The 23,630-nt window shown below is 41.5% G+C and carries 22 protein-coding genes, 2 tRNA genes and 2 pseudogenes; 11 read left to right on the forward strand and 15 right to left on the reverse strand.

The genetic code is table 11. From position 1 onward, the window contains the following. Positions 1-614 precede the first annotated feature (614 nt). The 3 genes from pepF to KVG29_RS11295 form a co-directional block, all read right to left on the reverse strand. Positions 615-2,414 (reverse strand): oligoendopeptidase F, encoded by a 1,800-nt coding sequence (gene pepF / locus KVG29_RS11285; RefSeq protein WP_420840560.1) that lies wholly within the window; start codon positions 2,412-2,414, stop codon positions 615-617. Positions 2,415-2,721: 307 nt separating this feature from the next. Continuing rightward, the gene (gene rpmF / locus KVG29_RS11290; RefSeq protein ID WP_252228548.1) at positions 2,722-2,916 is read right to left on the reverse strand and encodes a 50S ribosomal protein L32; all 195 of its coding nucleotides are present in this window, start codon (positions 2,914-2,916) and stop codon (positions 2,722-2,724) included. 2 nt (positions 2,917-2,918) lie between these two features. Continuing rightward, positions 2,919-3,458 carry a YceD family protein gene (locus KVG29_RS11295; RefSeq protein WP_252228578.1) on the reverse strand — a complete coding sequence of 180 codons (540 nt, stop codon included), beginning with the start codon at positions 3,456-3,458 and terminating at the stop codon, positions 2,919-2,921. Between the two features lie 299 nt (positions 3,459-3,757). On the opposite strand from KVG29_RS11295, the gene KVG29_RS11300 reads away from it, so the two are divergent. Next, the gene (locus tag KVG29_RS11300; RefSeq protein WP_252228549.1) at positions 3,758-4,597 is read left to right on the forward strand and encodes a hypothetical protein; all 840 of its coding nucleotides are present in this window, start codon (positions 3,758-3,760) and stop codon (positions 4,595-4,597) included. A 76-nt stretch (positions 4,598-4,673) separates the two neighbouring features. Here KVG29_RS11300 and KVG29_RS11305 read toward each other — a convergent pair whose 3' ends face one another. From KVG29_RS11305 to KVG29_RS11320, 4 genes are all read right to left on the reverse strand, one after another. Beyond that, entirely contained in the window at positions 4,674-7,121 is a 2,448-nt protein-coding gene (locus KVG29_RS11305; protein ID WP_252228550.1) for a glycoside hydrolase family 95 protein, read from the reverse strand. 43 nt (positions 7,122-7,164) lie between these two features. After that, the gene (locus KVG29_RS11310; protein ID WP_252228551.1) at positions 7,165-7,452 is read right to left on the reverse strand and encodes a hypothetical protein; all 288 of its coding nucleotides are present in this window, start codon (positions 7,450-7,452) and stop codon (positions 7,165-7,167) included. 158 nt (positions 7,453-7,610) lie between these two features. Beyond that, positions 7,611-8,063 (reverse strand): peptidase associated/transthyretin-like domain-containing protein, encoded by a 453-nt coding sequence (locus KVG29_RS11315; RefSeq protein ID WP_252228552.1) that lies wholly within the window; start codon positions 8,061-8,063, stop codon positions 7,611-7,613. 188 nt (positions 8,064-8,251) lie between these two features. Continuing rightward, positions 8,252-8,599: a hypothetical protein gene (locus tag KVG29_RS11320; protein WP_252228553.1), complete on the reverse strand. Its 348-nt coding sequence runs from the start codon at positions 8,597-8,599 to the stop codon at positions 8,252-8,254. Between the two features lie 929 nt (positions 8,600-9,528). On the opposite strand from KVG29_RS11320, the gene KVG29_RS11325 reads away from it, so the two are divergent. The 3 genes from KVG29_RS11325 to KVG29_RS11335 all read left to right on the forward strand — a co-directional run bounded on the left by KVG29_RS11325 (position 9,529) and on the right by KVG29_RS11335 (position 12,665). Beyond that, on the forward strand, positions 9,529-10,428 hold the full coding sequence (locus tag KVG29_RS11325) for a PHP domain-containing protein (RefSeq protein WP_252228554.1): 900 nt from the start codon (positions 9,529-9,531) through the stop codon (positions 10,426-10,428). 11 nt (positions 10,429-10,439) lie between these two features. Then, positions 10,440-11,288, forward strand: a complete 849-nt coding sequence (locus KVG29_RS11330) for a MurR/RpiR family transcriptional regulator (protein ID WP_252228555.1) — start codon at positions 10,440-10,442, stop codon at positions 11,286-11,288. A 102-nt stretch (positions 11,289-11,390) separates the two neighbouring features. Then, positions 11,391-12,665 carry an MFS transporter gene (locus tag KVG29_RS11335; protein WP_252228556.1) on the forward strand — a complete coding sequence of 425 codons (1,275 nt, stop codon included), beginning with the start codon at positions 11,391-11,393 and terminating at the stop codon, positions 12,663-12,665. Positions 12,666-13,385: 720 nt separating this feature from the next. Here KVG29_RS11335 and hflX read toward each other — a convergent pair. Continuing rightward, positions 13,386-14,474: a GTPase HflX gene (hflX, locus tag KVG29_RS11340; RefSeq protein ID WP_252228557.1), complete on the reverse strand. Its 1,089-nt coding sequence runs from the start codon at positions 14,472-14,474 to the stop codon at positions 13,386-13,388. A gap of 93 nt (positions 14,475-14,567) precedes the next feature. Between hflX and KVG29_RS11345 the strand changes: the two genes are divergently transcribed. After that, positions 14,568-14,656 (forward strand) — tRNA-Leu (locus tag KVG29_RS11345). Between the two features lie 108 nt (positions 14,657-14,764). Here KVG29_RS11345 and KVG29_RS12530 read toward each other — a convergent pair. After that, positions 14,765-15,870: pseudogene (locus tag KVG29_RS12530) on the reverse strand (group II intron reverse transcriptase/maturase); the annotation flags it as partial. Positions 15,871-15,935: 65 nt separating this feature from the next. Then, on the reverse strand, positions 15,936-16,088 hold the full coding sequence (locus KVG29_RS11365; protein WP_252228561.1) for a hypothetical protein: 153 nt from the start codon (positions 16,086-16,088) through the stop codon (positions 15,936-15,938). 232 nt (positions 16,089-16,320) lie between these two features. On the opposite strand from KVG29_RS11365, the gene KVG29_RS11370 reads away from it, so the two are divergent. Genes KVG29_RS11370 through KVG29_RS11380 form a run of 3 tightly spaced genes read left to right on the forward strand, consistent with a single transcriptional unit; the run spans position 16,321 to position 17,248 of the window. Continuing rightward, positions 16,321-16,548: a type II toxin-antitoxin system Phd/YefM family antitoxin gene (locus KVG29_RS11370; RefSeq protein WP_252228562.1), complete on the forward strand. Its 228-nt coding sequence runs from the start codon at positions 16,321-16,323 to the stop codon at positions 16,546-16,548. Next, positions 16,532-16,942 (forward strand): PIN domain-containing protein, encoded by a 411-nt coding sequence (locus KVG29_RS11375; RefSeq protein ID WP_252228563.1) that lies wholly within the window; start codon positions 16,532-16,534, stop codon positions 16,940-16,942. The genes KVG29_RS11370 and KVG29_RS11375 overlap by 17 nt, the downstream gene beginning before the upstream one ends. A gap of 51 nt (positions 16,943-16,993) precedes the next feature. After that, positions 16,994-17,248, forward strand: a complete 255-nt coding sequence (locus KVG29_RS11380; RefSeq protein WP_252228564.1) for a PIN domain-containing protein — start codon at positions 16,994-16,996, stop codon at positions 17,246-17,248. A gap of 599 nt (positions 17,249-17,847) precedes the next feature. Here the strand turns inward: KVG29_RS11380 and KVG29_RS11385 are convergent. Beyond that, entirely contained in the window at positions 17,848-18,138 is a 291-nt protein-coding gene (locus KVG29_RS11385; RefSeq protein WP_252228565.1) for a hypothetical protein, read from the reverse strand. Positions 18,139-18,398: 260 nt separating this feature from the next. Here KVG29_RS11385 and KVG29_RS11390 point away from each other — a divergent pair. Then, a pseudogene (locus KVG29_RS11390) lies at positions 18,399-19,226 on the forward strand (ribonuclease HI family protein); the annotation flags it as partial. Positions 19,227-19,532: 306 nt separating this feature from the next. Beyond that, the gene (locus tag KVG29_RS11395) at positions 19,533-19,622 is read left to right on the forward strand and encodes a putative holin-like toxin (RefSeq protein ID WP_252228567.1); all 90 of its coding nucleotides are present in this window, start codon (positions 19,533-19,535) and stop codon (positions 19,620-19,622) included. A gap of 351 nt (positions 19,623-19,973) precedes the next feature. Here KVG29_RS11395 and KVG29_RS12470 read toward each other — a convergent pair whose 3' ends face one another. After that, positions 19,974-20,096 carry a hypothetical protein gene (locus tag KVG29_RS12470; protein WP_276576537.1) on the reverse strand — a complete coding sequence of 41 codons (123 nt, stop codon included), beginning with the start codon at positions 20,094-20,096 and terminating at the stop codon, positions 19,974-19,976. Between the two features lie 329 nt (positions 20,097-20,425). Between KVG29_RS12470 and KVG29_RS11400 the strand changes: the two genes are divergently transcribed. Beyond that, the gene (locus KVG29_RS11400) at positions 20,426-21,052 is read left to right on the forward strand and encodes a hypothetical protein (protein WP_252228568.1); all 627 of its coding nucleotides are present in this window, start codon (positions 20,426-20,428) and stop codon (positions 21,050-21,052) included. Between the two features lie 40 nt (positions 21,053-21,092). Here KVG29_RS11400 and KVG29_RS11405 read toward each other — a convergent pair whose 3' ends face one another. The 3 genes from KVG29_RS11405 to KVG29_RS11415 form a co-directional block, all read right to left on the reverse strand. Then, positions 21,093-21,641, reverse strand: coding sequence for a hydrolase (locus KVG29_RS11405; protein WP_252228569.1), 549 nt, complete (start codon positions 21,639-21,641; stop codon positions 21,093-21,095). Positions 21,642-21,745: 104 nt separating this feature from the next. Continuing rightward, positions 21,746-21,821 (reverse strand) — tRNA-Lys (locus KVG29_RS11410). Positions 21,822-22,556: 735 nt separating this feature from the next. Next, the gene (locus KVG29_RS11415; RefSeq protein WP_252228570.1) at positions 22,557-23,543 is read right to left on the reverse strand and encodes a uroporphyrinogen decarboxylase family protein; all 987 of its coding nucleotides are present in this window, start codon (positions 23,541-23,543) and stop codon (positions 22,557-22,559) included. Positions 23,544-23,630: the final 87 nt, after the last annotated feature.

Genomic DNA, 23,630 nt, shown 5'->3' on the forward strand with positions numbered 1-23,630 from the left:
ATTATGTTGAGCCATAGTGAGACCCCCTTGTATGTTTAGTGATTTTGGATATCTATATCATACAGGATTTCTCACTATGGTTCTACTATTTTTTAGGTGTTGCATTTAATTTTACAACGAACCAAAAGGACATGCATATTTTAATGCAAAACCAACAACACCCACTCCTGATAAAAGAATATGTGTATCATATGCAGACGATACTTCATCTAGATTAAATTTATCCTATTCTTTAACCTATAAAGCATTATTTATAACTCTTCACCCCGCTTCAGATGATAGTGTCAGATTTAGCTTTAAGTTATTAGAATTTTAAATTTCTAAATATTGTAAAATAAAAAGTAAAAAGTAGTTCATTAAAGGTATCCACTACTAAACTGACGCACAAATCGTAAATATAATGTAAGTGTTGATACTGTTTATAATGTTTATAGTAAGAGATCCCTGACTGACAATGATGCCTACCATCAGGTCAATACGGACAAGCCTCAGCGGTGGACCCAATAATATCATCACTAACACCACCGTACGTATTGCTCAGCATACCCCCAATTCATTCAGACTATTACTACCAAGTTAGTTATCACCCTTTTTCAACGTATCGATTCCTTACCTCATTTTTCAAACTCGTCAACTAATTTCTCAAATACATCCAGCGCATCGTCAATTGGCTTTGGAACCGTGAGGTCCACGCCTGCTTTTTTCAAGATGTTGAGAGGATAATCCGAGCTTCCGCTCTTCAGGAACTCCTTGTACCTCTCTACCGCCGCCTTGCCTTCATTCATGATCATCTGCGAAATGGCTATTGCGGCCGAAAAACCGGTCGCGTATTTATATACGTAAAAGTTCCTGTAGAAGTGCGGAATCCTGGCCCATTCGTAGCTTATACCTTCATCCACCACGATTTCATCGCCGTAATACAGCTTATTAAGCTCATAATACCTTTTGCTGAGCGCTTCGGCCGTGAGTGCTTCACCTCTTTCGGCCATTTCATGGATTATCTTTTCGAACTCGGCAAACATCACCTGCCTGAACACCGTGGTCCTGAACTCTTCGAGGAAGTGGTTCAACAGGTACAGTTTCTCCTTCTCATCGCTGGTATTCTTCAAAAGATAGTCTATGAGTATGGCCTCATTGCAGGTAGAAGCAACCTCGGCCAGGATAATCCTATAATCCGAGTACACATAAGGCTGTGCCGAATTTGAATAGTAAGTGTGAAGGGCGTGCCCCATCTCGTGGGCAATGGTGAATACGTCATTGAGATTGCCCTGAAAGTTCAGGAGCACATAAGGGTGTACTCCATATGCTCCCCACGAATAAGCCCCCGACGTTTTTCCTATGTTTTCGTAAACATCAATCCAGCGGGAAGAAAAGCCCTCTTTGAGCAGGTTTATGTACTCATCCCCCAGCGGCTTTAAACCTTCCAGCACCAGATCCACCGCTTCTTCGTATGTAAACCTCCTGTCATACCCCTGTATCAGTGGAACATAGAGGTCGTACATGTGCATCTCGTCCAGCCCCAAAAGCCGCTTCTTTATGCCGACATACCTGTGCAGCGCTCCCAGCCTCTTGTGCACCGTGTCTATGAGGTTGTCATACACGCTGACATCCACGTTGTCATCAAACAGGGAAGCCTCCAATGACGAGTTGTACTTCCTTATGCTGGCATAAAAGGCATCCTTCTTGACGTTGCCTGCCATGGTGGCGGCAAAGGTGTTTATGTATTTTTTGTAAGTATCGCACATGGCGTTGAATGCTGATCTTCTCACATCCCTGTTGCCGCTCTGCATAAAGCTTATGAAGTTTCCGTGGGTGAGCTCCACCTCATTGCCCTGTTCATCCTTGATAGATGGGAACCTCAAATCGGCGTTGTTTAACATGGTGTATATGTTGGAAATTGATTGGGCCATCGTTTGGGTCTCGGCCAGTATTTTTTCCTCTTCCGGCGAAAGAACATGCGGTTTGTATCTCAACAGATTGTCAAGATACTGCCGGTAAACCTTAAGTTCTTCTAGCTCTTCAATCATGGCCCTCAATTTGGCCTCATCTATGGATAAAATCTCGGGTGCTATAAAGGATGTGGCGCTGGAAGCTTCGATGCTCAACCGCATTGCCCTGTCGGTCAAAGCCTGATACCTGGGATTGGCGTTATCCTCATCCCTTCGCATCCGGGCATACGCAAATATCTTTTCCATTTTCATACCTATCTGGTCGTTTAACTTCAGCACTTTAAGGAGATTTTCAGCGGTATTTATCTTGCCTTCAAAACCGGTAATCTCCTCAAGCAGCTGCTTTGTGCTCTTATAATCTTCCTCCCACAGCTCCTCGTTCTCGTATATGTCCTCCAGCCTCCATTTATACTTCTCATCGATCTCACTCCGGCTTCTCAAAGTCCCCACCTGCATCCCTCCCATATTACTGCGTTTTGAACGTCTGAGGATATTATAGCATAAAATGGTTGTACTATACCAGAAAAACAGCAGCTGATCAGAGGACATCGGTATCAAAGAACAACAGTTATCTACAGTAAATGTCGCAACCAGGAATAAAAAATATTAATACCAGAGGAAAACATTATTAGAACCAAATAACACTAGAAATGTTAGCAACAAATAACATAGCGGATTTCGTTTTGAGCGCCAAAATAGACTTCTCACACTAAAATCATAGAAGGCGTTTCTCAGTAAACAATTTTTAGCGCCAAAAATAGAAGAACTGCCCTTACTGCTGGGCAGATCCTTCTTCCACATCAATAACCTGTCTGCGCTTGTAATAGCCACAATATCTGCAAGCCCTGTGAGAGAGCTTGGCTTCTCCGCACTGTGGACACGTCACAATGCTGGGCAACGTAACCTTCCACTGGGCCCTCCTTTTGTCCCTTCTTGCCCTCGAAGTCTTTCTCTTCGGTACAGCCATCCTTACACCTCCTCACCATTAGCAGATAGTGCTTTTTTCAGAGCCAGAAGGCGCGGATCTACCACGCGTTCTTCTTGATGCTCCACCTTCTCTTCACATTGACACTGCTCTACATTTAAATCACAACCACAATATGGACATAATCCCTTGCATTCCTCACTGCATTGTCCGCGCATGGGCAGCTCTAGCAGCAAGAATTCAAGGATTATATCCTTCAGGTCCACTACCTCACCTTCATAAAGAAAAACGTCCGGGTCCTCTGGGTCGCCTATCTTGCTCAACCTGGCAGTAAAACTAAATTTCAATTCTTTGTCATAACGTTTGGTGCACCTACCGCATTGCAGCGACACTTTGGCCACCGCATCTGCGTCAACCACCAGCAGCTTGCCGGTATTCGTTATATGGCCTGATACGCCAACCGGGCCTAGCAGGCCTATCCTCTCTCCCTGATATATGATATCTTCCAGGGGCTGGCTCCCGCTAAATTCTTTTGAGAAGCCTTTTTCCTTTAGAATATCCGATACGTCAATAACCAATTTCATCACCCCATCTGCAATCGACTCTTATTATATAGATACATTGCAGCTTTTGTCAAGTGCTCATTGTGAATAGCATCCCCAACTTTGTAAGGCTTTAAGTTGCAATAAAGATTCAGTATTCTCATAATTTTTGTTCTAATACTCCTTTTCATTATTTTAACTCAAACTTCGCACATTAAAAATATGCTTTGAACCTTGAAAAATCAACATTTTTCAGCATAAAAATATAGAAACATCCTCTCTTTTATGGTATAATTGTAAATGGTTATAAAATACAAAACTACCAAATAGATGATGTATAGATGAATATTTTAACACAAGATACTTACGATGAAAAGAGTATAATTACATCAATTTCATCTTTTTGCAAAGAATATTCTGTTGGCAAGGTACTTAAGAAAGCCAATACTTATAAATCCAAGGGAATACCTGTAATCTACATTTTCATGTATCTTCTGCAGCTTGTTTACACGAAGAAAAGTATGTATATGAACATACTCAATGGAACACACGATGCAGGCTTTGGAAAAGATGTTGTATATAGATTTCTGAATTCGCCTTTTATTAATTGGGCTACATTTATGCTGAGTCTTACTGTACGTATTATTGCCAAAATTTCGGGGTTGACTTCGGATAATAGAGTTAACGCAATAGTTGTATATGATATTCTTTACAGCCGTCCGAGAAGCAAGAATGTAAAATTACTAGCAAATGTACATGATCATACAGGGAAAGGTGGTAGATTTAAATGCGGGTTCAGGTTATTGACTCTTGCATGGACTGATGGAGTTACACTCATTCCCTTACTATTCAGGCATCTTAGTTTACAGAATAAGAAGAACAGGCTTACCGAGACAAATCCGAAGATTGATAAACGATCCTGTGGTTATAAAGCAAGACAACAAGCAATATCAAGTAGTCCGAAAGTTTTTCTCGAGATGCTCGGACAGATTGTAAAAGCAGGGGTTCCATTTGCAGAAGCGTTAGAACTTATACTCAGCTTACTTCGTGATGTTTGGGAAGAAAATCTATTTCTTTCAGGTAAACAGATTGATGAGTTGATTGATGCTTTTATTGCAAAACTTCCCGAGTATTATAAGAGTAAAATGGAGCATAAAAAAAGCATCTTAACAGGTATATAATCTAAGTGAATTATTGATTTTTCAAGGCTTAGACATCAATATTTAACTGCGAAGTTTGAGCATTTTATTAATTTTTTCATAGACATTCTCCCCTCTCTTTATGCTGTAAACGATAACACTCACCCATTTTAGTATCAAATTCTATCACTCCTGGTTCAGGTTCATCCACTGGATAACCCTTTCCACGGTGTGCAACCTCAACAGGAACAGACGTGCGAACCCTACAGCGCCTGCCTCCCAGCGAACGGATAACCGCCTTTGTCAGCCTACCTTTCTCCCATTCCATATCAACTTCGAAACCTCCCCTGGCCCTGAGCCCTTTTACATACCCCGTTTCCCATGCCCGTGGTAGGGCGGGCAGCAGGTGAAGCTCTCCCGCATGGCTTTGCAAAAGCATTTCGGCAATACCAGCGGTACCGCCAAAGTTGCCGTCTATCTGGAAAGGCGGATGGGCGTCAAACAGGTTGGGGTAGGTAGAGCGTTTGAGCAAAACCCGTACGTACTTATATGCCAGCTCGGGCTCTCTAAGTCGGGCCCAGAGATTGATGAGCCAGGCACAGCTCCAACCGGTGTGCCCGCCACCATGCTGCAGCCGCCTCTCCAGGGATTTTTTGCACGCTTCAACCAAGTGTAGCTCATTTTGAAAGGTAAACTGGTGGCCGGGATATAGGCCATATAAATGCGATACATGCCTGTGCCCGGGTTCGTGCTCGTCAAAATCGGCAATCCACTCCTGCAATTGGCCGAAGCGCCCAATACGCGGCTTATAAAGCCTCTCCCTCGCCTGCTCAAGCTGTCGTCTGAAATCCTCATCGATATTTAATATTCGTGAAGCTTCTATGCAGTGGGTAAACAAGTCCCATATAATGGACATATCCATGGTTGACGCCATGCTCACAGCACACCGTTCTCCTTCGGGGGTTATAAAGACGTTTTCAGGGGAAGTGGAGGGACAGGTAACAAGGTTGCCATCCCTGTCTTCTACCAGCCAATCCAGGCAGAAAAGAGCAGCCTCCTTCATAGCGGAATAAGCCCTTGATGCCAGGAATTCCTCATCCTGGCTGAACTCGTAATGCTCCCAAAGATGCCTGCACAGCCACGCCCCCGCCATGGGCCAGAAAGCCCATCTAGCCGAACCACCCGCCGGTGTGGTAGTACGCCATAAATCCACGTTGTGGTGCGTCGTCCAACCCCTGCAGCCATAATGAATCTGCGCCGTTTTCCGGCCATTTACCCTAAGTTCATCAATCATATCAAACAGCGGCTCATGGCACTCGGCCATGTTGCACACCTCAGCAGGCCAGTAATTCATCTGGGTATTGATATTTACCGTCCAGTTGCTGCTCCACGGAGGCCTTACCTCTTGATTCCATATACCCTGAAGATTGGCGGGCTGGGTACCGGGCCTTGAACTGGAAATAAGAAGGTACCTGCCATACTGGAAGTACAAAGCTACCAGCTGCGGGTCATCTGCTCCTGCCTGCAAAGCCTTTAGCCGCTCATCAGTAGGAAGATTTACAGCTTCTGAAGACCCTAGGTACAAGTCCACACGCTTGAAGATAGCTTGGTAATCGCGCACGTGGTCCTCCAGCAGTTCCCGGTACGACTTCTGCAGTGCGGCCAAAAGCACGCGCTCACACACTTCGGAACAGTCCCTGCCCTCAACTGCGGGGTCTTTATCGTATCCATTGAAGCTGGTGGCGGCAGATAAAATAATAATCACTTCGCTTGCTTTTTCTACCTTTATACAATTCTCACAGGCATTCGCACCGCTCTCACAGTCAGCAGTATCCTCATTATCAGCCTTAAAGCTTCTGCCTTCAAATACAACGCCATCGGTTATAATGGCCATCCAGCACTCGAATTCCATGCCCTTTCCTTCTTCATATATGACAGGATTATCGCTGCTCACATAACTGGGTTCCACATGGCTGGGGGCTCTGCCATGCAAAACCATGCAGTGACTGCTACCCCGTGCAATAGAATAGGGATGCACCGTGTCAAGCATGGCGTGCAAGGTTATCCGGCCAGGCTGGCTTGCGGATAAACGCACCACCAGCACCTGGTCCACAGCACTTATAAAGGCTTCACGGATATACGTGACACCCCCTACACGATACTCCACCCTGGCCAAAGCGGTATTAAGATCAAGTTCCCTTCGGTAATCTAATACCTCATCTTCATGCTCAAAAATTATGTACAGATCGGCCATGGGCTGATAGGACTCATTCCAAGGACCAAGCATCTTCCCTTCAATTATCTTCTGCGCCTCTACATACCTCCCATCAAATATGAGCTGTCTAACCCTCTCAAGATGGTTTATGGCGTCATAATTATTGGTATCCCTGGGATATCCCGACCACAGGGTATCCTCGTTGAGCTGAATCCGTTCTTTTAGCACACCGCCAAAAATCATCCCCCCAAGGCGACCATTGCCAAGCGGCAGGGCCTCTACCCATTCTCTGGCGGGTTGCCGGTACCACAATTTAAGAGGATTTGCTGTTCGTGCTGTATTGATGTCCATGCAGATGTTGCTCCTTTCTCAATCTATTATCGTTTTATCAACTTCATCTCTTTTTCCTTCTTACAAAAGATATTCCCCCAAATCCGCTTATTACGGCAATATAAAACCCCAAATCGTAAAACCAGCCGCTGTTGTTGACCTCATAAATTCTGATACTTCTATCAAAAAAGCCTATTATCAAGGATAACGGGGCAAGCCAGCCGTGCCAGATTCCCCAGAAAAATCCCGCGGGCCTGTCTGGCGTATGAGTTCCATCACCGGGGATACACCCAACCAGCAAAAACAACAGTAAAACAACAAAAGTTAATAATACCATTTTTTTAGTACTCATATTTCTCACCTCAAATAGCTTTACATGGTCGGTTTGTTGCTTTACAATGTCAATAGCAAACGGTTATACGACATCAAGCTGTTTGTCGAGTTTAATTATATACTATAGCCATCACCACATCAAGGAAAAACACGTCATCTATTGCTTCAGTTAATACATCACCTTAACAGCACTGACTCATGTATACTTTGACCGGGAAGGACTTTAATATAGTGCGAATAGTATTTTAAATCACCAAGTTCAGCATAAAGGGTGTAATATCCAGGCGGTATATCTTCTATAACAAAATTACCATTATTATCAGAATTTGTTTCATATACCGGCAGTACACGTTCGTGTCCAAAAAATAACCTTATTTTTACATTTGGGGCAGTATCTTTACTCTCTTCAAAATAAGTAACACCGGTTATCCTGGCAGCAAGATTGTTCTTATTACTGCTTATATAAATGTGAATGTTTTGAGCATTCGATTGTGTTGGATTTACATCAACTCTCTGCTCTTGATCAAGGTCCTGACAATTATACTGAATGCTGTCACTTTCTAATATTTTGCTCTCTTTTGTCTTAGCCTTTTCCACTTTTTCTTCAAGCAATTTTTCCTGCAAATCCATATTAAATCCTCCTGTCTATTATTGGAGAATTATAAATAACAACCATAAGCAATTGCCCTTATGATTACATACACAAATAATACTTATATACAGTTGAGAAATTACGCTGGCCGACAATAAGGTTCTGGGGCCAACTGCAGAACAAATACTTATGTACAGTGGGGGAAATCCCCCACCGTATTTTAAATTTAACCAAAATACTTGCCTTTTTTATCGGCTTCGACCTTTGCTTCACTTTCGGATTTTGCTTCATTTTCAACTTTGGCTTTATTCTTACTTTTTGCTTCGGCTTCTGCTTCACTCTCGGATTCCACGTCGGTATCCGTTTCGCTCTCAGCTTTTTGCCCTTGATACTGTTTTTGGGTCAGAATGTTGTAGTTAATTTGCTTATTAAACTGTTTCTGGTCGTTGCGCTCTTTGTCTTCCACTTCAACATCCTGTTCTCCCTCAACCTCAGATTTTATTGCGGCTTTCAACTCGGCCTCGAGTTCAGCCTTTAATTGAGCTTTCAATTCATTGAAATCCATATCATGCATACACCATTTCCCCCTTTATTTTTATTTAATTTAACACTACTTTTTGCTGGCTGCCAGTAAAATTATAATTTCCATGAATTTTACCGGCACGCCAGAGAAGGATTATCATTTGTTCTGATATATACTATGAGATATAATGAAAAGAGGTGATAGTTTAGTAAAAAATTTTTCAACACAAAAAAATAGCGGTTTGTTGCATCCAACAAACCGCTATTTTATCACTAAACATTTCAGACGTAATATTGACGTTGCCAATGTTATCCCATCTTATCACGCCTGCCACCCTCTCGTCTTACCCCCAGCTATATAGTTTATTAGACTCTCGAAAAGTCTGAGAGCTTTGTTTTAGCTTGTTTGCAGGTTCGGTCTTGGGACTTCACCCCATAATTATTCTGCAAGGTTGCTCTACAAAATCAATCGTTGTGCCTATGCTGCTCAGCTACTTTTCGAGAGTGTTCTAAATTATAATTCTTTCATTATATCAAAAAGGATTTTTCAATTCTTTTTTATCAAATATATACCCGCACAAAAACATATGCATGAGTAATTAAAAGATCAACATAAACGGTGTCAAAAATATTAGAGCATATAACTCACCAAACGTCATAACAATAGTACTGTTTCAGCTGTGAGGGATTGCAAAAATTGCAGAAACTATCGATATGATCAGAAGACACAGTAATTGTCGGTAAAAATCATACTTAAAATATACTTAAAATTTTTGAAACAGTATTAGTCACGAGTTTTAAAAGGTCAAGTGAAAAATGTGTTTACTTTTCAGTGTATTTTCATTTTAGGGAATTTTATTCTTTAAGTTATTATATTATATTGATTTTTATTTCGCAATAAAGTATAATATGTTCAAGAAGTGACTTAAGCCTATATCCGTTATAAAAGCTTTTTAAAGACGTTAAAAGGAGGAAGATGAGATGTTTGTTAATCCATATCAAAATGCAGTGATAGGGATTGAACACGGTTTAAAAGCCAATTTTCACACCCATGCAGGAACAGGGAAAGGAACCTGTGGGCATAACGAAATCCATGAGGTATTAGAAGCATACAAAGATGCCGGATATAAAGTCTTAACCATATCTAACCACGACCTTTTAACTAATACAGAAGAATATGAGCGAAAGTACGATATTGTTTTGCTAAACGGCTACGAATATTCCAAAAATCCCCATATGTTGTGTATAAACTGTAATGAAGTATGTACCGGAAATCACCAGGAAGCCATTGACTCCTGCATTAATCAGGGCGGCTTCGTCATCCTCTGCCATCCAAACTGGATCCACAAGGAATACTGGCCTTGGAAAGCTATTGACACAATTCGCGGCTTTGCAGGCATCGAAATATACAATCATTTAATCTACAGATTAGAAGGATCAGGGCTGGCTACCGACACATGGGATTACATTCTCTCCAATGGAAGGCTTGCCTGGGGATTTGGCAGCGACGACTTTCACCACTGGCATGACCTAGGAAGAGCCTGGAACGTTATCTTATCCACCTCATGCTCCCACTCTGATGTTCAATCGGCTATTCTATCGGGCAGATTTTACGTATCCACCGGACTATTACTCAACGAATTCATATTCGAAAATAATATCATTTATATATCCGCACAGTTTAAGAATTCGTACATAAAAGATTATCAGTATCGATTTATCGGGCAAAACGGAAATCTGTTAGACCAACAATTCGGTAACCGCGGAGTATATAGACTTCAAGGCAACGAAAAATACGTAAGGGTTGAAGTGATTGCTGAAAACGGCACCAGACTTTGGACGCAACCTGTATATAACAAAGACTGCTTTCAAAGACCATAGGGGGTTACAAAATGAGCGAAAACAACTGCCTGGCTTATATTAAAAGCCTGTATCCTTCTCTATTTGAAGTAGAAAAGAAAATAGCCGATTTTATACTTGCACACCCCGATACAATAATTTACATGACTGTAGAACAGGTAGCAAAAAGCATTGGAGTGGCAAAGTCCAGCATAATACGTTTTTGCCAGAAGATTGGCTTTAATGGCTTTACACAGCTAAAGATCAATATTGCAAAAAACATTCAAAAGTATGAGGAACCCATACCTTCCGATATAGAAATGGGTGATGACCCGCTGACAGTTACTAAAAAAATATTCACATACAGCAGTCAAGCCTTGAAAGATACTTTGGAAGTTCTTGACGCAAAAGAACTATCCAGAGCTGTTGATGCAATTGCCACCGCTAAAAGGCTGGAATTCTACGGAATAGGTACATCTGCACCCATCGCATTGGATGCCTACTACCGGTTTATGAGAATCGGATATCCCGCCTATGTTGCAACTGATCCGTTCATCAGCAGCGTATCGGCCAGCATGCTTGACAGCAAATGCGTGGCTATTGGCATCTCACATTCGGGCCGAACCGCAGACATAATAAACGCTTTGAAAATAGCCAAAAACAAAGGAGCTACAACAATCTGCATTACCGGCTTTGCAGGCAGTCCAATTACCCAAATTGCCGATATACATCTCATTACATCTACCGGCGAAACGCGATTTCGAAAAGAAGCTACTGCCTCGCGCATAGCTCAAATCGCACTGTTGGATAGCCTGCACGCCTGTGCTGTTTTACGAAAATATGATAGATCTATTTCCAAAATGCAGGAAGTAGCAGAAATACTGGAACAAATAAGAAATTAGCATATTACTCGAATGCCTTATCCTCTCACAATACACCTTTATCTCCCATTAGATGATGTTAAAGCACACCGTTACCAATACCGATGAAAGGGGTATCATCCGTTGAACTTTAACAATAGCAACGTACAAAAAAGTAGCACAGCGCAATATTCACTAGATACAAAACACCTACCACTCAAGTTGTTTATACTCTGTTGGATAGCTTATGCCAGTGCATATCTCTGTCGAATCAATATATCAGTAGTCATTCCTGCCCTCCAGCAGTCCTTTGGCTGGAACAAAGCCAGTATAGGCCTGATTGGTAGCTTTTTCTTCTGGATATATGGCATAGGCCAGCTGATAAATGGATATATTGGCGATAAAGTTCCCGGAAGGATATTGATTTTTATTGGCCTTACAATGTCAGCCATAGCCAATATCTTATTTGGTTTTTCTTTGAACATGGCCGCCATGATATTTTTTTGGGCGGTTAATGGATTCTTCCAATCCATGCTCTGGGGACCTATTGTGAAAATCCTTTCAGCATCCTTTCCCGAAACATACAGAACACGCATTTCAGTAGGAATATCAACATCAATGGTTTGGGGATATTTGCTGGGATGGGGCCTTTCCGGGCAAATCCTCACCACAACAAGCTGGCATTGGGTTTTCAGACTTCCTGGAATACTGGTATTCAATTACGCAATTATTTGGATGTTAAGTACAAAAAAGTTGCTTAATAACGGATTATCCGCAGATGAAAACCAGGATTTAAAAAAACATAGTCTTAATCAAGGAGATGAAATGCCCTTTTGGCGATTTATTAAAGAGAAAAAGCTTTGGATGATAGCCATCGTCTGCATGTGCCAAGGAATCATCAAAGACAGTATAAGCCTTTGGGGACCCGCATATCTATTGGAAACCCATAATATTGACCTTTCCTCCACTACCAGCTATATACTTTTAATCCCAATAATGAATTTTGGAGGAATTCTATTATCAGGTTGGCTGAATAAAAAATTTAACTATCACCACAATATTGCAATTATGACTATATTCGGTACCTCTGTTATTGCCTTTCTCGGATTGTTTTTATTTGGTCGATTCAGTATAGTAATGGGGGTAATACTTCTGGGTTGCTGTTCGGCGTTAATGTACGGAGCCAACACCCTGCTTTTGAGTGTGATACCCATGGGATTGACCAAATATAACAAAACCTCTTCAGTAGCAGGATTCTTGGACTTTTCTTCTTACATGGGAGCAGGTATGGCAGGGTGCATAATAGGAGGTATCTCTGAACACTTGGGCTGGAACGGCGTTGTAATAATATGGCTGAGTACAGCTTTGCTTGCAATAGGTATGCTGTATAAAAGCAGCATAGATGATGAAGAGGTTTAAAGAAAAGTCATTTATTTGCTTTTTAAAATTCTTCTGCAATTGGTAGGCATATCCCCTTAATACGTCTTCCCCATGCTTTTTGGTAATAGTAGAAATACCGATTTCTCAAGGATTTCCCGCTTGACTATTCCGGCGGTAGACTTTTTCATTTTCTATCCAATCACCAATCAATTTCTGTATTTCGCGTACCATTTTGTTTATATCAATGCCAATATATCTACTCTCATTATGGGACTCAATAGAAGGATTATAAGAGAAATCCCGAAGAAACACGCTTGATATTAGCCAACATGTTTTTAATAGGACGATTAACTATTTGATCGATGATAACATAATCACTATACCAAGCATCAGTATCCCGCATATTACTAGGTACACAATCCCGCCATAAAATTCGTCTCTAAATGCAAAATGGTTGTTTTGGATGGTACCCACTGGCAGTTATAAATGCAGAAATGTAATCGTTTACTAAACTCCAATAAGCAATATTCATAACTGAGCTCACACTAGATCGATATGGTTCATAAAAATCTCAGGTTATGATTGATGGTTTGAATTTTATTCAGTTTGACCAGGTTATTAAAATTAACCAGGCAAATGGCTATAGTTAAAGACAAAATAACAACTGTAAAGCTAAAGCAATAAAATAATATCTCAGTCTTTAAAGTTCTGGGGTAAATAAACAATCAACAGCTTCTCGCTCCCCGCAACTCCAATCAATCAAAGCATAGCATACTTCTCAGCTAATTTCCCCTCAATGGCCTCTTTTAAAGCCTCCAGCCCAATCCCGTTTTTTGCTGAAACAAAGACAGTTTCTTTTGTGTTTGCAGCCGGATACGACTCCAAAAGATCGATCTTGTTGAACACATTTATTCTGGGAATATTTATTGCTTCCAGTTCGGATAATACTTTCTCCACCACCCTTATTTTTTCATCAACATCAGAAGATGTTATATCGATCACATGAAGTAGCAAATCCGAATACTTAACCTCATCCAGAGTAGATTTAAACCCTTCTACCAGATCATGCGGAAGGTCCCTGATAAAACCTACAGTATCGACCAGCACCGCTTGCATCCCCGAAGGCAGGATAAGCTTGCGCGCAGAGGTGTCAAGGGTAGCAAATAACTTATCCTCCACATAACTCTCGGCTTTGGCAAGAGCATTAAATAATGTGGATTTCCCGGCGTTTGTATATCCTACTATAGACACAACCGGTATCCTGTTTTTCGCGCGCCTTTGACGGTACAGATTTCTGTGCCGTTCGAGCTTGGCCAGCTTTCTTTCTATTGATTTTATCCTGTTCTGTATATGCCTTCTATCGGTTTCCAGCTTGGTCTCGCCAGGCCCTCTGGTACCTATTCCACCACCTAACCTTGAAAGCTGGCTACCCAGACCAGTGAGTCGCGGCAACCGATATTTTAGCTGGGCCAGCTCTACCTGAAGCATACTCTCCCTTGTCCTGGCCCTGCTGGCAAAGATATCAAGAATAAGACAGGTTCGGTCCACCACCTTTACATCTAAAAAATCTTCCATATTTTTGATCTGAGAACCACTGAGCTCATCGTTTACTATGACAACGTCAACTTCGTTGTTCTGGATAAATGTCTTCAATTCCTCCAGCTTGCCCTTTCCAATATAATGTGCACTATCGATACCCTTGCGCTTTTGCGTGATAACTCCTACTACCTGTGCACCCGCCGTTTCAGCAAGGTCCTTTAGTTCTTCCATGCTTTCCTGATCACGACTAAACTCAATAATCCCTAGCAAAACAGCTTTTTCCTGATCTTCGTTTTCTTTTGCTCTCACAAATCATCACCTTTTATAAATAATTGTTTAAAATCACTATTGCATTCTTACAGCTAATATGCTATTATATTTGTTGTCAAAAGTCAATGACATGCCGAAGTGGTGGAACTGGCAGACGCGCCGGACTCAAAATCCGGTGGGGCTTACACCCCGTGTGGGTTCGACTCCCACCTTCGGCACCAGAACTGTTCGCATAAACGTATAGTTTTAACAAAAAATAATCGAGTAGGAGGGGGTGACTAACCCCCGTCCTCTCACACCACCGGACATGCGGGTCCGCATCCGGCGGTTCACCAAGCTTGACGAAGACTTTGATAGCGTTCAGTTAAGCTCATCAGGCCCTGGGTTCGCCAGTAGGCGTTGCCCAGGGCTCTATTCATCGGCCCATAGGCTATCCACCACGGCCCTTTACGAGCATTGGCCATTTCATGTATTACCCACTCCGGTAATCCCAGTGCACGTAACTCGCGGTATCTTGTCCGTACTCGCTTCCATTGCTTCCACAGGCACATACGCAATCTCCTCCGCATCCAGCCTTCTAGCTCCTTGAATACGCTGAGTGTCTCAGCTAGTGTAAAGTAACCCATCCATCCGCCTAGATAGCTACTGAGGCGCTCTATGCGCTCAGCCATGCTTATGGGTTTATTCCGATCTGTTATTCCCCGTATCTTTTCCTTCACTCGCTCGATGGTTTGCGGTGCCAGACGGATGAATATTTTTCCTCCTTTGGCTTTGTGCATGCTGAACCCCAGAAACTTTAGTTTCCATGGCCGATCTACCGCACTCTTTTGCTCGTTTACCTTAAGCTTCAACCGCTCCTGCAGAAACTTACGAATACTAGCCATAACCCTCTCTCGCCCGCGCGCTTGCTCTTGACATATATGTTGCAGTCATCGGCATAGCGGACAAATCTGTGACCCCTCTTTTCCAGCTCCTTATCAAGGTCATTTAAAAGAATGTTGGCCAGAAGTGGGCTTAGAGGTCCACCCTGTGGCGTCCCTCCTACCGTCTCTATGACCACCCCGTTTATCATGACCCCTGCAAAGAATTTCTCTATGTCCAGGTCCACGGCCCATTCGTATCCTTCTTCTACCTATTGACGCACTTTCCTTACCGCGTCGTGCGCTTTCCGCCCAGGTCGAAACCCGTAGCTGGCTTCTGAAAATTGTGGATCGAAAATGGGCGTCAGTACCTGCAAGAGTGCCTGCTGGATCAGGCGGTCCATTACGGTAGGTATGCCTAAAAGCCGCTTGCCTCCCCCGGGTTTCGGGATTTCGACCCGGCGCACGGGCTTGGGCTTGTAGGTTCCTGTGAGCAGTTCCTCCCGGATGCGTGGCCACTCGGCCCGAATCTAGTCCCAAAGCCGTTCGGTCGGAATACCGTCTATGCCGGGCGCACAAAAAATTAAAGGAGCGCATGAATATACGCTCCTTTTTTGGATCCCTTGTTCCACCTTTTTATTTATGACCTTTCTACTGAAAGGTCGGCCTCTGCGGTACCCCTGCATTTGGCATGGTACCGCTTGCTGCTAACTCGCAACCGGGGAACTCCATTGGCTTGGAGTTTTACAGCAGCTCGGCTCCAAAACAGCCTATCCTCTATTTTTACAAACATATTGCAATACTTCTCTCAAACTTTTGCAAGAGGTTTTTTTGATGCAGTCCCTTTGTTACTCATCCGTGAAGATAACCAGATATTTTTTATTCCTGTGTACCGCGCAAAAAGTTTTGCACACTCTACAAAAAAGTTTTGTGCGTTTTATATTGATACAAACGCACAATTTTTGTATAATAATATTGGACGATGTAATAATATATTTTGTACACAATAAAAAGGGGGTTGATGTATGATAATAACTGCTACAGAGTTTAAAAACAATGTTGGAAAATATCTAGCCCTTGCTGCCAAAGAGGATATATATATCACCAAAAACGGTAAAAAAATTGCCAAACTCACAAACGTCAAACAGGACAAAATTGAGATGGCAAAATCATTGTTTGGTATACTGCCTGCCGACGCGACATTGGAACAAGCTAGAAGGGAGCGGCTGAGCCGTCATGAACGTATTGATTGATACTAACGTCATCCTTGATGCCATGCTTTCCCGCTCCCCTTTTAACGAAGCTGCACAAAAACTGTTTATTATGGCTGCCGAGGAAAAAATCAACGCATACATTACGGCAAATTGCGTAACGGACATATACTATTTGCTGCACAAATACCTTCATGACAGTGTAAGATGCAAAGAAGAGTTGCGTAAACTTTTTACGCTTTTTAATATTATGGATGTTACCAGTTCTGACTGTGAAAAAGCGCTTGAACTGCCTATGACCGACTATGAAGATGCATTGCTTGCCGCATGTGCCAAACGCGGAAAAATTGAATGCATCATTACTCGCAACGTTAAGGACTTTAGGGGATCTCCCGTTAAAGTAGTTTCTCCTGATGATTTCTTGAAAGACTTGTAGAATGCTAACATTAACTGTGTTCCACTACAACATCTCTGTACAGTAGTATATATGAAATTTCCTCATAAAATTGATGCTCTTGAGCGCTTTCTGGCGCTGGCACTCACCGTTCTTGAAGTAGTCCCGACCCCTGTTATTGACACTTCTGAAGAAAAACTTGTGCGGGATGTTTCTGACAGACCAATACTCCGAGCTGCCATTGCAGCTAAAGCCGATATACTACTAACCGGTGACAAGTATTTCCTTGAGTCCGGCATCACAAATTCGAAAATCATGATACCAACAGAATTTTTGCACTGTCAATAGTCTGTGAAAATGTCATCTAAAGAAGGACAATTTTATTCAGTAAAAATATCACTATAAGACTTAAAAATAAAATATTACAAGGGTAACTATGGACAAAGCAATTAGAGCTTTTATCGCTCGCCACTAGGCAGACCGGTAGGTGTATTACACCCACCGACATAGGTAAAAGCCTACATAAGAGGGTGCATGTCAAGTGGCTTTCGCGGCATAAGCAGCAAAACTATAGGGTCACCTCAACTTATTCCACGGACCACTTGACATGCACTCTGAGTTTAGGGCCTTTTTAATACTATTATGGAGGCTAAAAAAGGCAATGAGAAACTAAGCCTTGATAAATACTATCAAAGCTTGTATGATAGCCTATGGGAGAAGTGATAGATTAAATGTGCTATGCCCAGGCTCGTGTGGAATTAAACAACTGGCCTAGCATCTCCAGGATCTCACTATCTGTTTCCTCGTAAGAGATCCTGGGCTTTTTTGAGTCTGTTGTTTCCACGGATGATCAGGAGCCGGTTTTACAGAATTATGTTTTTTTCTCTGACTTATGCTCAGGCTGTTGTAAAGCCTGTTTTTTAGGTCGTTCTTCGAGGATTAGGGTATTAATCATATACTGTACCGGCATAGAAAGCTTTTACGCCTATTTTAGGGCTAAATAGGACAGTAAGTTTACCTTTGGGAACAGCAGGGACTTTTTTGCAGTCCTTGAATACCTCATTTTCCATAAGCAAGTCGACAAAGTGGCTGAAGTTTACATCTTTGTATTCTTCAGTTTTTTTGAGGTTGATGATGGTGTCCTTCTTCTCTGTGAACAACAGGTTCAGCACCAAATAAAGAAGTTTTATACCTATAAATAGGAAGATAAGGTGTTTTCCGGTAAACCACAAAACCATAATCATGTCCACTTTCAATTAACGCCACACTAATATCATTTAGAATATGTTGTAATTGAACAGTATATTTGCCTTTTATGTGGCAAAAATATCTTGCCCTCTTGGGGTATAATTAATGGTATAATCAGATAAAAAATAAGGGATTATTCCCCCTAAAAAATGCATGATAATATTTTTCGTCCTTTCCACACTAAACACTACATAATTGATTTCAACCTTTTAAAGGGGGACAGAAAGAAGTAGAGCATGAGTTCCTAGTTTATACCGACGGCGCCTGCGCCGGAAACCCCAGCCGTATGGGGATCGGCTATATAATATATCAAAACCCCGGCAGGAAACTTACGGCTACATGCCTTCATTCGCCGGGAACAGGTACAAACAACCAAGCCGAATACCTGGCGGTTATTGCCGCACTAGATTACCTCACCGCTTTTGAGCCGGAATCCATACTTGTTATGTCAGATTCTCAATTGGTTGTCTATCAACTCACCGGAGCTTATGCCATAAAATCTCCTGCAATTGCAGAACTGGCCGATAGGGTCTTCGAGCTTATAAAGCAGCTGGGTTGTCAGGTAGATTTTAAGTGGATCCTACGCGAGGAAAATAAGTTTGCGGATGCGCTTGCAAGCAAAGCTACCGGTATGCCTGTCGCAAGAATTATAAATCATTATACAGAGCTGGACGAGTGGAAACCTGACCTGTGCTTTATGCCAGACGAGCGCGGACTTGAAAAACTGCCGCCGCTTAATCCATCATGCGAGCAGGGAATAGAAAAACTTTTACTGCTTGAAGGAAAGGCAAAGTTTAAGGACTATACTGCGCTCAGAACCGATGGACCGAACGAATACAGCAGAGCCAATATAGAAACGCTTAAAAAATACATAACTATCAGGCATGGACCGAAATCTGTGCTATGGATGCTGGATGTTCTGGAAGACGCCAATCCCTGGTATGCAGATAGCGCGCTCCAGTGGGCAGCTAGAGGATTGCCTCCTGACATGGCACTCAAAAAAGCATCCGTTGGCATGGAAATTGCAACTAATACCGCTAATAAGAAAAGGAGAGAAATTGCATGGCAGATGATCTGAATACCATTCTGGATTCTTTCAAAGAAGAGCTGCTACGGCAACAAAAATCAAAAAAATACCGTTAGAGCATACCTGCGCGATGTTGAAGAATTTATACACTGGTTTTCGACCTGCTGGGTCACGTTAACATTAACACAACCGCTATATATACTAAACCCGAGTCTACAGGATTTGGAGGAAGCAGTTGAAACGCTTGAAACATTATAATTATGTTTACTAGGCTTACATTTTTATGGTAAAATGAAAACAAGGTAATCGGTCAGCAGGGTGCGGTTGCCACTTCCCGATAGAAGGGAGGTGGTACCTATGATAAGCATATTCGAGGCGCTGTCCCTAATGATAGCGTTCGGTATGTTTGTCATAGCACTTTTGGAGTTCACCTCCAAAAGGAAATAACCACCCTGCTGGGCACCAGGGTGGTTATTAAAATCTTTTTAAAATAACCAACTTGGGGCAACCGCATCCTAGCGGTACCGATTAACCTTACTTATATTATAGCATAAATCAAGCAAAAGTAAACAATGATTTTTTCTGAACAGAAATTTCGCATCTAATTTCCAGTATAAATTTTTCGTAATAAGGAATTAGCGTTTTTCCATTTTATTGTAATTCTGGAATTTGAAAAGACCATAAACTCCTCCTTCTATCGTACCGTTCCTAAATACCTTGTTTCTATATATTATTATATGCTCATGCATACCATTCAAACTGTCTATATCAAAACTGCTTAACGAACGCCTAACGGTATCAAATAGTCGAAGTTTCTATTTGGGGTTTTATCCTTCCGTCTTTTAACCCCTTGATTTTTTCTCCAAGATGATATATCCTGGAGAAGTAGGTAAGCATTTGTTTTATATGACTCTTCTTCATTTGAACCATCCTTTCTGTTTTGAGTTTGTTACAAAATTTAATTATAGAAAGGATGGTTCTATTTTTTAACCCTAAATTTTTTCCAGTAAAAATCGGAATTTACATATTTCGAGTATTATTCTTTCTAAACCTCTAAATATCAAAGGATTACGCCTTTTTTATTTATTAATTTGCGAAACTTCTGGGTGAATATTATAAAGTTTAATTTCCAGATGCTCCACCATTATTTCCGTAAAAATCTAACAACTATTTTGATTGTTGTTCTTCTTTTTTTTAGTTTTTCACAGTACAAAGCCAGCGGGATGTACAAAGCATACATTTCTAACAGGTTGGATAAGGATATCCGGAATCTTATGATAGCAATTCAAGAAAACAATCGGGTGTATGAAACAATACTGGAGTCCGGAAAGATTTCAAAAGATCAAATGAACACTCTGATGTGGCATAATGGACAAATAAGGGATATAATTCTTGAATGCAGGAACCTTGCAGTTGAGTTAAATATGAGAAAAGAAGAATTTCAATATGATAAGACGGGTGTGAATGCAATAAAAATTACACGTGCGTTCTATGAGTTGTTGTTCGAGGAAGAAATATACGAAAATGAGATTGAGCTTGATTTAAAGTTAAAACTTATAATAACCAAAATGTATGAGTTAAATTCAAAATGGAATTCTATAATAAATAATTTTAAAAATTTTACTTTCAATTTATCAGATCCCTCCTGGCTGAAATTGATAGAAGATATAGAAAATAGCACGCTTACCTTTGCTTCACCTTTACTAAAAGTACTTACAGTTTTTGCCTCTAAACTCCTTATTTCTCCTGTAACCCCTTCAACCTGCATGCATCCAAGATGTCATCACAGGTGCACTCCCACACTGCTTTTGGGCTGCCAAACCTCTTTACAAGGTAGTAAAACCGCATTATACTTGTTCTCGTCATTAAACAAATAGTCTAAGTCATATATTCCCAATACAGGAAAAAATTTTTTAATCATTTTATAAGCTTCGAAAGCTCTTTGAATAATGGAGTGCCTGCCCTTTTCAAAAGGTCAAATAATATCGTTTCTGTGTTAGTGATAACAGCTCCCATTTCCGACATTAAATATAATCCGTTTTGATAATTTTCCTGGGTTCTTGAACATACCGCGTCTTTGACCACAAAAACTTGATAACCATCACGGAGCAAATCCCTTACCGTCTGAAAAACGCACACATGAGTCTCCATCCCACATACAATTACCTTTTTTCGCCCCAGTTTGGCAAGCTCAGATACAACCTCCGGGGTACAAGCTGAAAAAGATGTCTTTTCAAAAGCCTGAAAAGCGCCAAGCACATCACTTATCTCCTTGATGATTTTCCCTAGGCCTTTAGGATATTGTTCTGTTACAATCACAGGAATTCCTAACTTTTGGGCAGCAGACACAAGAATTTTAGCATTGCGTATCACCTGATCACGATACTCCATCACAGGCACCAAGCGCTCTTGGATGTCGATTATCATTAAAACGCTCTTTTCACTTTTCAGTTCAAACTTATCCATACCCAACGCTCCTTTTGTATGCTGTTTTCACCTATGGCATACGCGATTTATAATATATCAAACATAATAAAAAAGTACCAAGACCCTCGTAGTCTTGGTACTTCTGGTGAGCCATCAGGGACTCGAACCCCGGACACCCTGATTAAGAGTCAGGTGCTCTACCAACTGAGCTAATGGCCCATCTCGTCATCAAGCGTAATTTATTATAACCAACAACCTTTAATAATTCAACATACTTTTTGATTATAAATCATGATTTTAAAGCGTTTAAGCACATATATCTAATAATTTCTTTAATTTTCTCTATATTTTTAATGAATTCGCTGTTTTTCATCATACACAAATGCAGAATACTCCATATAAAGATAGAATATCCCGCACTCTCCACTCATTTATAACATTCTCCTCTCTACAAGCTTTGATGGGCTACGTTTGGCGCTGTCGTGCATCTTCTCCCCTGAAAGGCTTATTATAGCGAATAATCACCAATCCTTAAACCAGAAAATATCTCTTCCCCAATCGTCGATAATCTCTTGTTTTTGACCCTATATCCAGTCATACCCTAATCAGTTGTGGGTAGTGGTATCACTAAAAGCTGGATTGTAAACGGTAAACCTGCGTAGGGAGTTAGGTGCTCATCGCCAACGTCAGACAAGGCTTGTCACGCCAGGTCACTGTCCCTACCATTCAGGACTGTTTAAACCTGTACGACAGAGCCCGGGACCTAAGTGGCGCCTGGGCCGTCATAACCTGTCTAACGTAGCTTCATTAGCCTTACTCTGATGGTTGAAGCTAATAAACCAGGTTTTACTAAGCCATCGCTTCTTTAAGCGGTGGATAGTTAACCCAATTGAATTTCATCAAGTATGAGCGAATACGGATATGCCTTAACTTTCATTTGCGTAGACTTAATCTTCAAACATAATTCTCCATGCGCCCTCGCTTGACAAACTCATCACAAGCATACTCCTGCCACTTAGGGTCTAAACCAATGGAGGTATTATCAGAATAATAACCTGCGATAAATCCGCCTCTACCTTTCCAAAGCTTATCAAGCAATTCCCTTGCTTCAGCCCTTATTTTTTCTTCGTCCCTTGTCTGAAGCGTTCTTTGAATATCCACCGGACACCAGAATGTTATTTTTGCTTTTTCCTGATAGGATGCCAAAGTATCAATCCCGTGAAGCGTTGGTTGGTCAAACTGCAACAAATCTATCCCTGCTTCAATGAGGCCAGGAATGATCGCACCTATGGCTCCGCACGAGTGCATAAAAACCTTTATACCGCATTCATGCGCAACTGCGCACAACCTTTGAAATCGCGGATAAAACTCCTCGTACCAGAACTTAGGGTTTATAAATAATTGCGTCTGAGTTCCCCAATCTTCCGGAAACATAACGCTATCGACGCCAGCCTTAGCATAATTTGTGATCATATCCACCAGCATCTTATCGATTTTATCATGAAGCTGGTGTATTTTCTCGGTCTCCAGCATCAGTTTGACAAAATAGTTTTCAAGCTTAAAAAGCTTTCTGGCTATATTGAAAGTAAATCCAGGCATTCCACCTATTACCCACTTATCTGGGTGCTCATCCTTGCACTTCTTCACAGTCAAATAATCATCAGGATTTGAAAAATCAGGAAACTCAAAATCGGTATAATCTTCCACATCTTCTAATACGCCTTTAACTACTTCTCCTTTAGAGGTAGGATCAAGTCTTGCCCATACGTTACCCCATTCATCTATTCTTTCCCAGCGGCTCTCCCCTACCTTTTTCCATTCTGTAGCGTATGTCTTTACCGTATTACCACACCATACCAGATCAGAATCCCAGAAAGACCTAGCAACCCTTTCCGGGCTATCATAATTTAATGTCTTTAATACTATTTCTTTGGAATTCATCACGTTCACTCCCTTTATATCGTTGCTTTTTAAGACTTAGAATAGCATCTTTTCTAACCGCATTAAAAGTGAAAGCTTTTTTCGTAG

The organism is Caldicoprobacter algeriensis (genome assembly GCF_023838525.1).
Taxonomy (GTDB): domain Bacteria; phylum Bacillota; class Clostridia; order Caldicoprobacterales; family Caldicoprobacteraceae; genus Caldicoprobacter; species Caldicoprobacter algeriensis.

Excerpts from the sequence above, each read along its gene's own strand:
- pepF (WP_420840560.1), bottom strand. The coding sequence starts at position 2,414 with ATGGGAGGGATGCAGGTGGGGACTTTGAGAAGCCGGAGTGAGATCGAT.
- rpmF (WP_252228548.1), bottom strand. The coding sequence starts at position 2,916 with ATGGCTGTACCGAAGAGAAAGACTTCGAGGGCAAGAAGGGACAAAAGG.
- KVG29_RS11295 (WP_252228578.1), bottom strand. The coding sequence starts at position 3,458 with ATGAAATTGGTTATTGACGTATCGGATATTCTAAAGGAAAAAGGCTTC.
- KVG29_RS11300 (WP_252228549.1), top strand. The coding sequence starts at position 3,758 with ATGAATATTTTAACACAAGATACTTACGATGAAAAGAGTATAATTACA.
- KVG29_RS11305 (WP_252228550.1), bottom strand. The coding sequence starts at position 7,121 with ATGGACATCAATACAGCACGAACAGCAAATCCTCTTAAATTGTGGTAC.
- KVG29_RS11310 (WP_252228551.1), bottom strand. The coding sequence starts at position 7,452 with ATGAGTACTAAAAAAATGGTATTATTAACTTTTGTTGTTTTACTGTTG.
- KVG29_RS11315 (WP_252228552.1), bottom strand. The coding sequence starts at position 8,063 with ATGGATTTGCAGGAAAAATTGCTTGAAGAAAAAGTGGAAAAGGCTAAG.
- KVG29_RS11320 (WP_252228553.1), bottom strand. The coding sequence starts at position 8,599 with ATGCATGATATGGATTTCAATGAATTGAAAGCTCAATTAAAGGCTGAA.
- KVG29_RS11325 (WP_252228554.1), top strand. The coding sequence starts at position 9,529 with ATGTTTGTTAATCCATATCAAAATGCAGTGATAGGGATTGAACACGGT.
- KVG29_RS11330 (WP_252228555.1), top strand. The coding sequence starts at position 10,440 with ATGAGCGAAAACAACTGCCTGGCTTATATTAAAAGCCTGTATCCTTCT.
- KVG29_RS11365 (WP_252228561.1), bottom strand. The coding sequence starts at position 16,088 with ATGTTTGTAAAAATAGAGGATAGGCTGTTTTGGAGCCGAGCTGCTGTA.
- KVG29_RS11370 (WP_252228562.1), top strand. The coding sequence starts at position 16,321 with ATGATAATAACTGCTACAGAGTTTAAAAACAATGTTGGAAAATATCTA.
- KVG29_RS11375 (WP_252228563.1), top strand. The coding sequence starts at position 16,532 with ATGAACGTATTGATTGATACTAACGTCATCCTTGATGCCATGCTTTCC.
- KVG29_RS11380 (WP_252228564.1), top strand. The coding sequence starts at position 16,994 with ATGAAATTTCCTCATAAAATTGATGCTCTTGAGCGCTTTCTGGCGCTG.
- KVG29_RS11385 (WP_252228565.1), bottom strand. The coding sequence starts at position 18,138 with ATGGTTTTGTGGTTTACCGGAAAACACCTTATCTTCCTATTTATAGGT.
- KVG29_RS11395 (WP_252228567.1), top strand. The coding sequence starts at position 19,533 with ATGATAAGCATATTCGAGGCGCTGTCCCTAATGATAGCGTTCGGTATG.
- KVG29_RS12470 (WP_276576537.1), bottom strand. The coding sequence starts at position 20,096 with ATGAAGAAGAGTCATATAAAACAAATGCTTACCTACTTCTCCAGGATA.
- KVG29_RS11405 (WP_252228569.1), bottom strand. The coding sequence starts at position 21,641 with ATGGATAAGTTTGAACTGAAAAGTGAAAAGAGCGTTTTAATGATAATC.
- KVG29_RS11415 (WP_252228570.1), bottom strand. The coding sequence starts at position 23,543 with ATGAATTCCAAAGAAATAGTATTAAAGACATTAAATTATGATAGCCCG.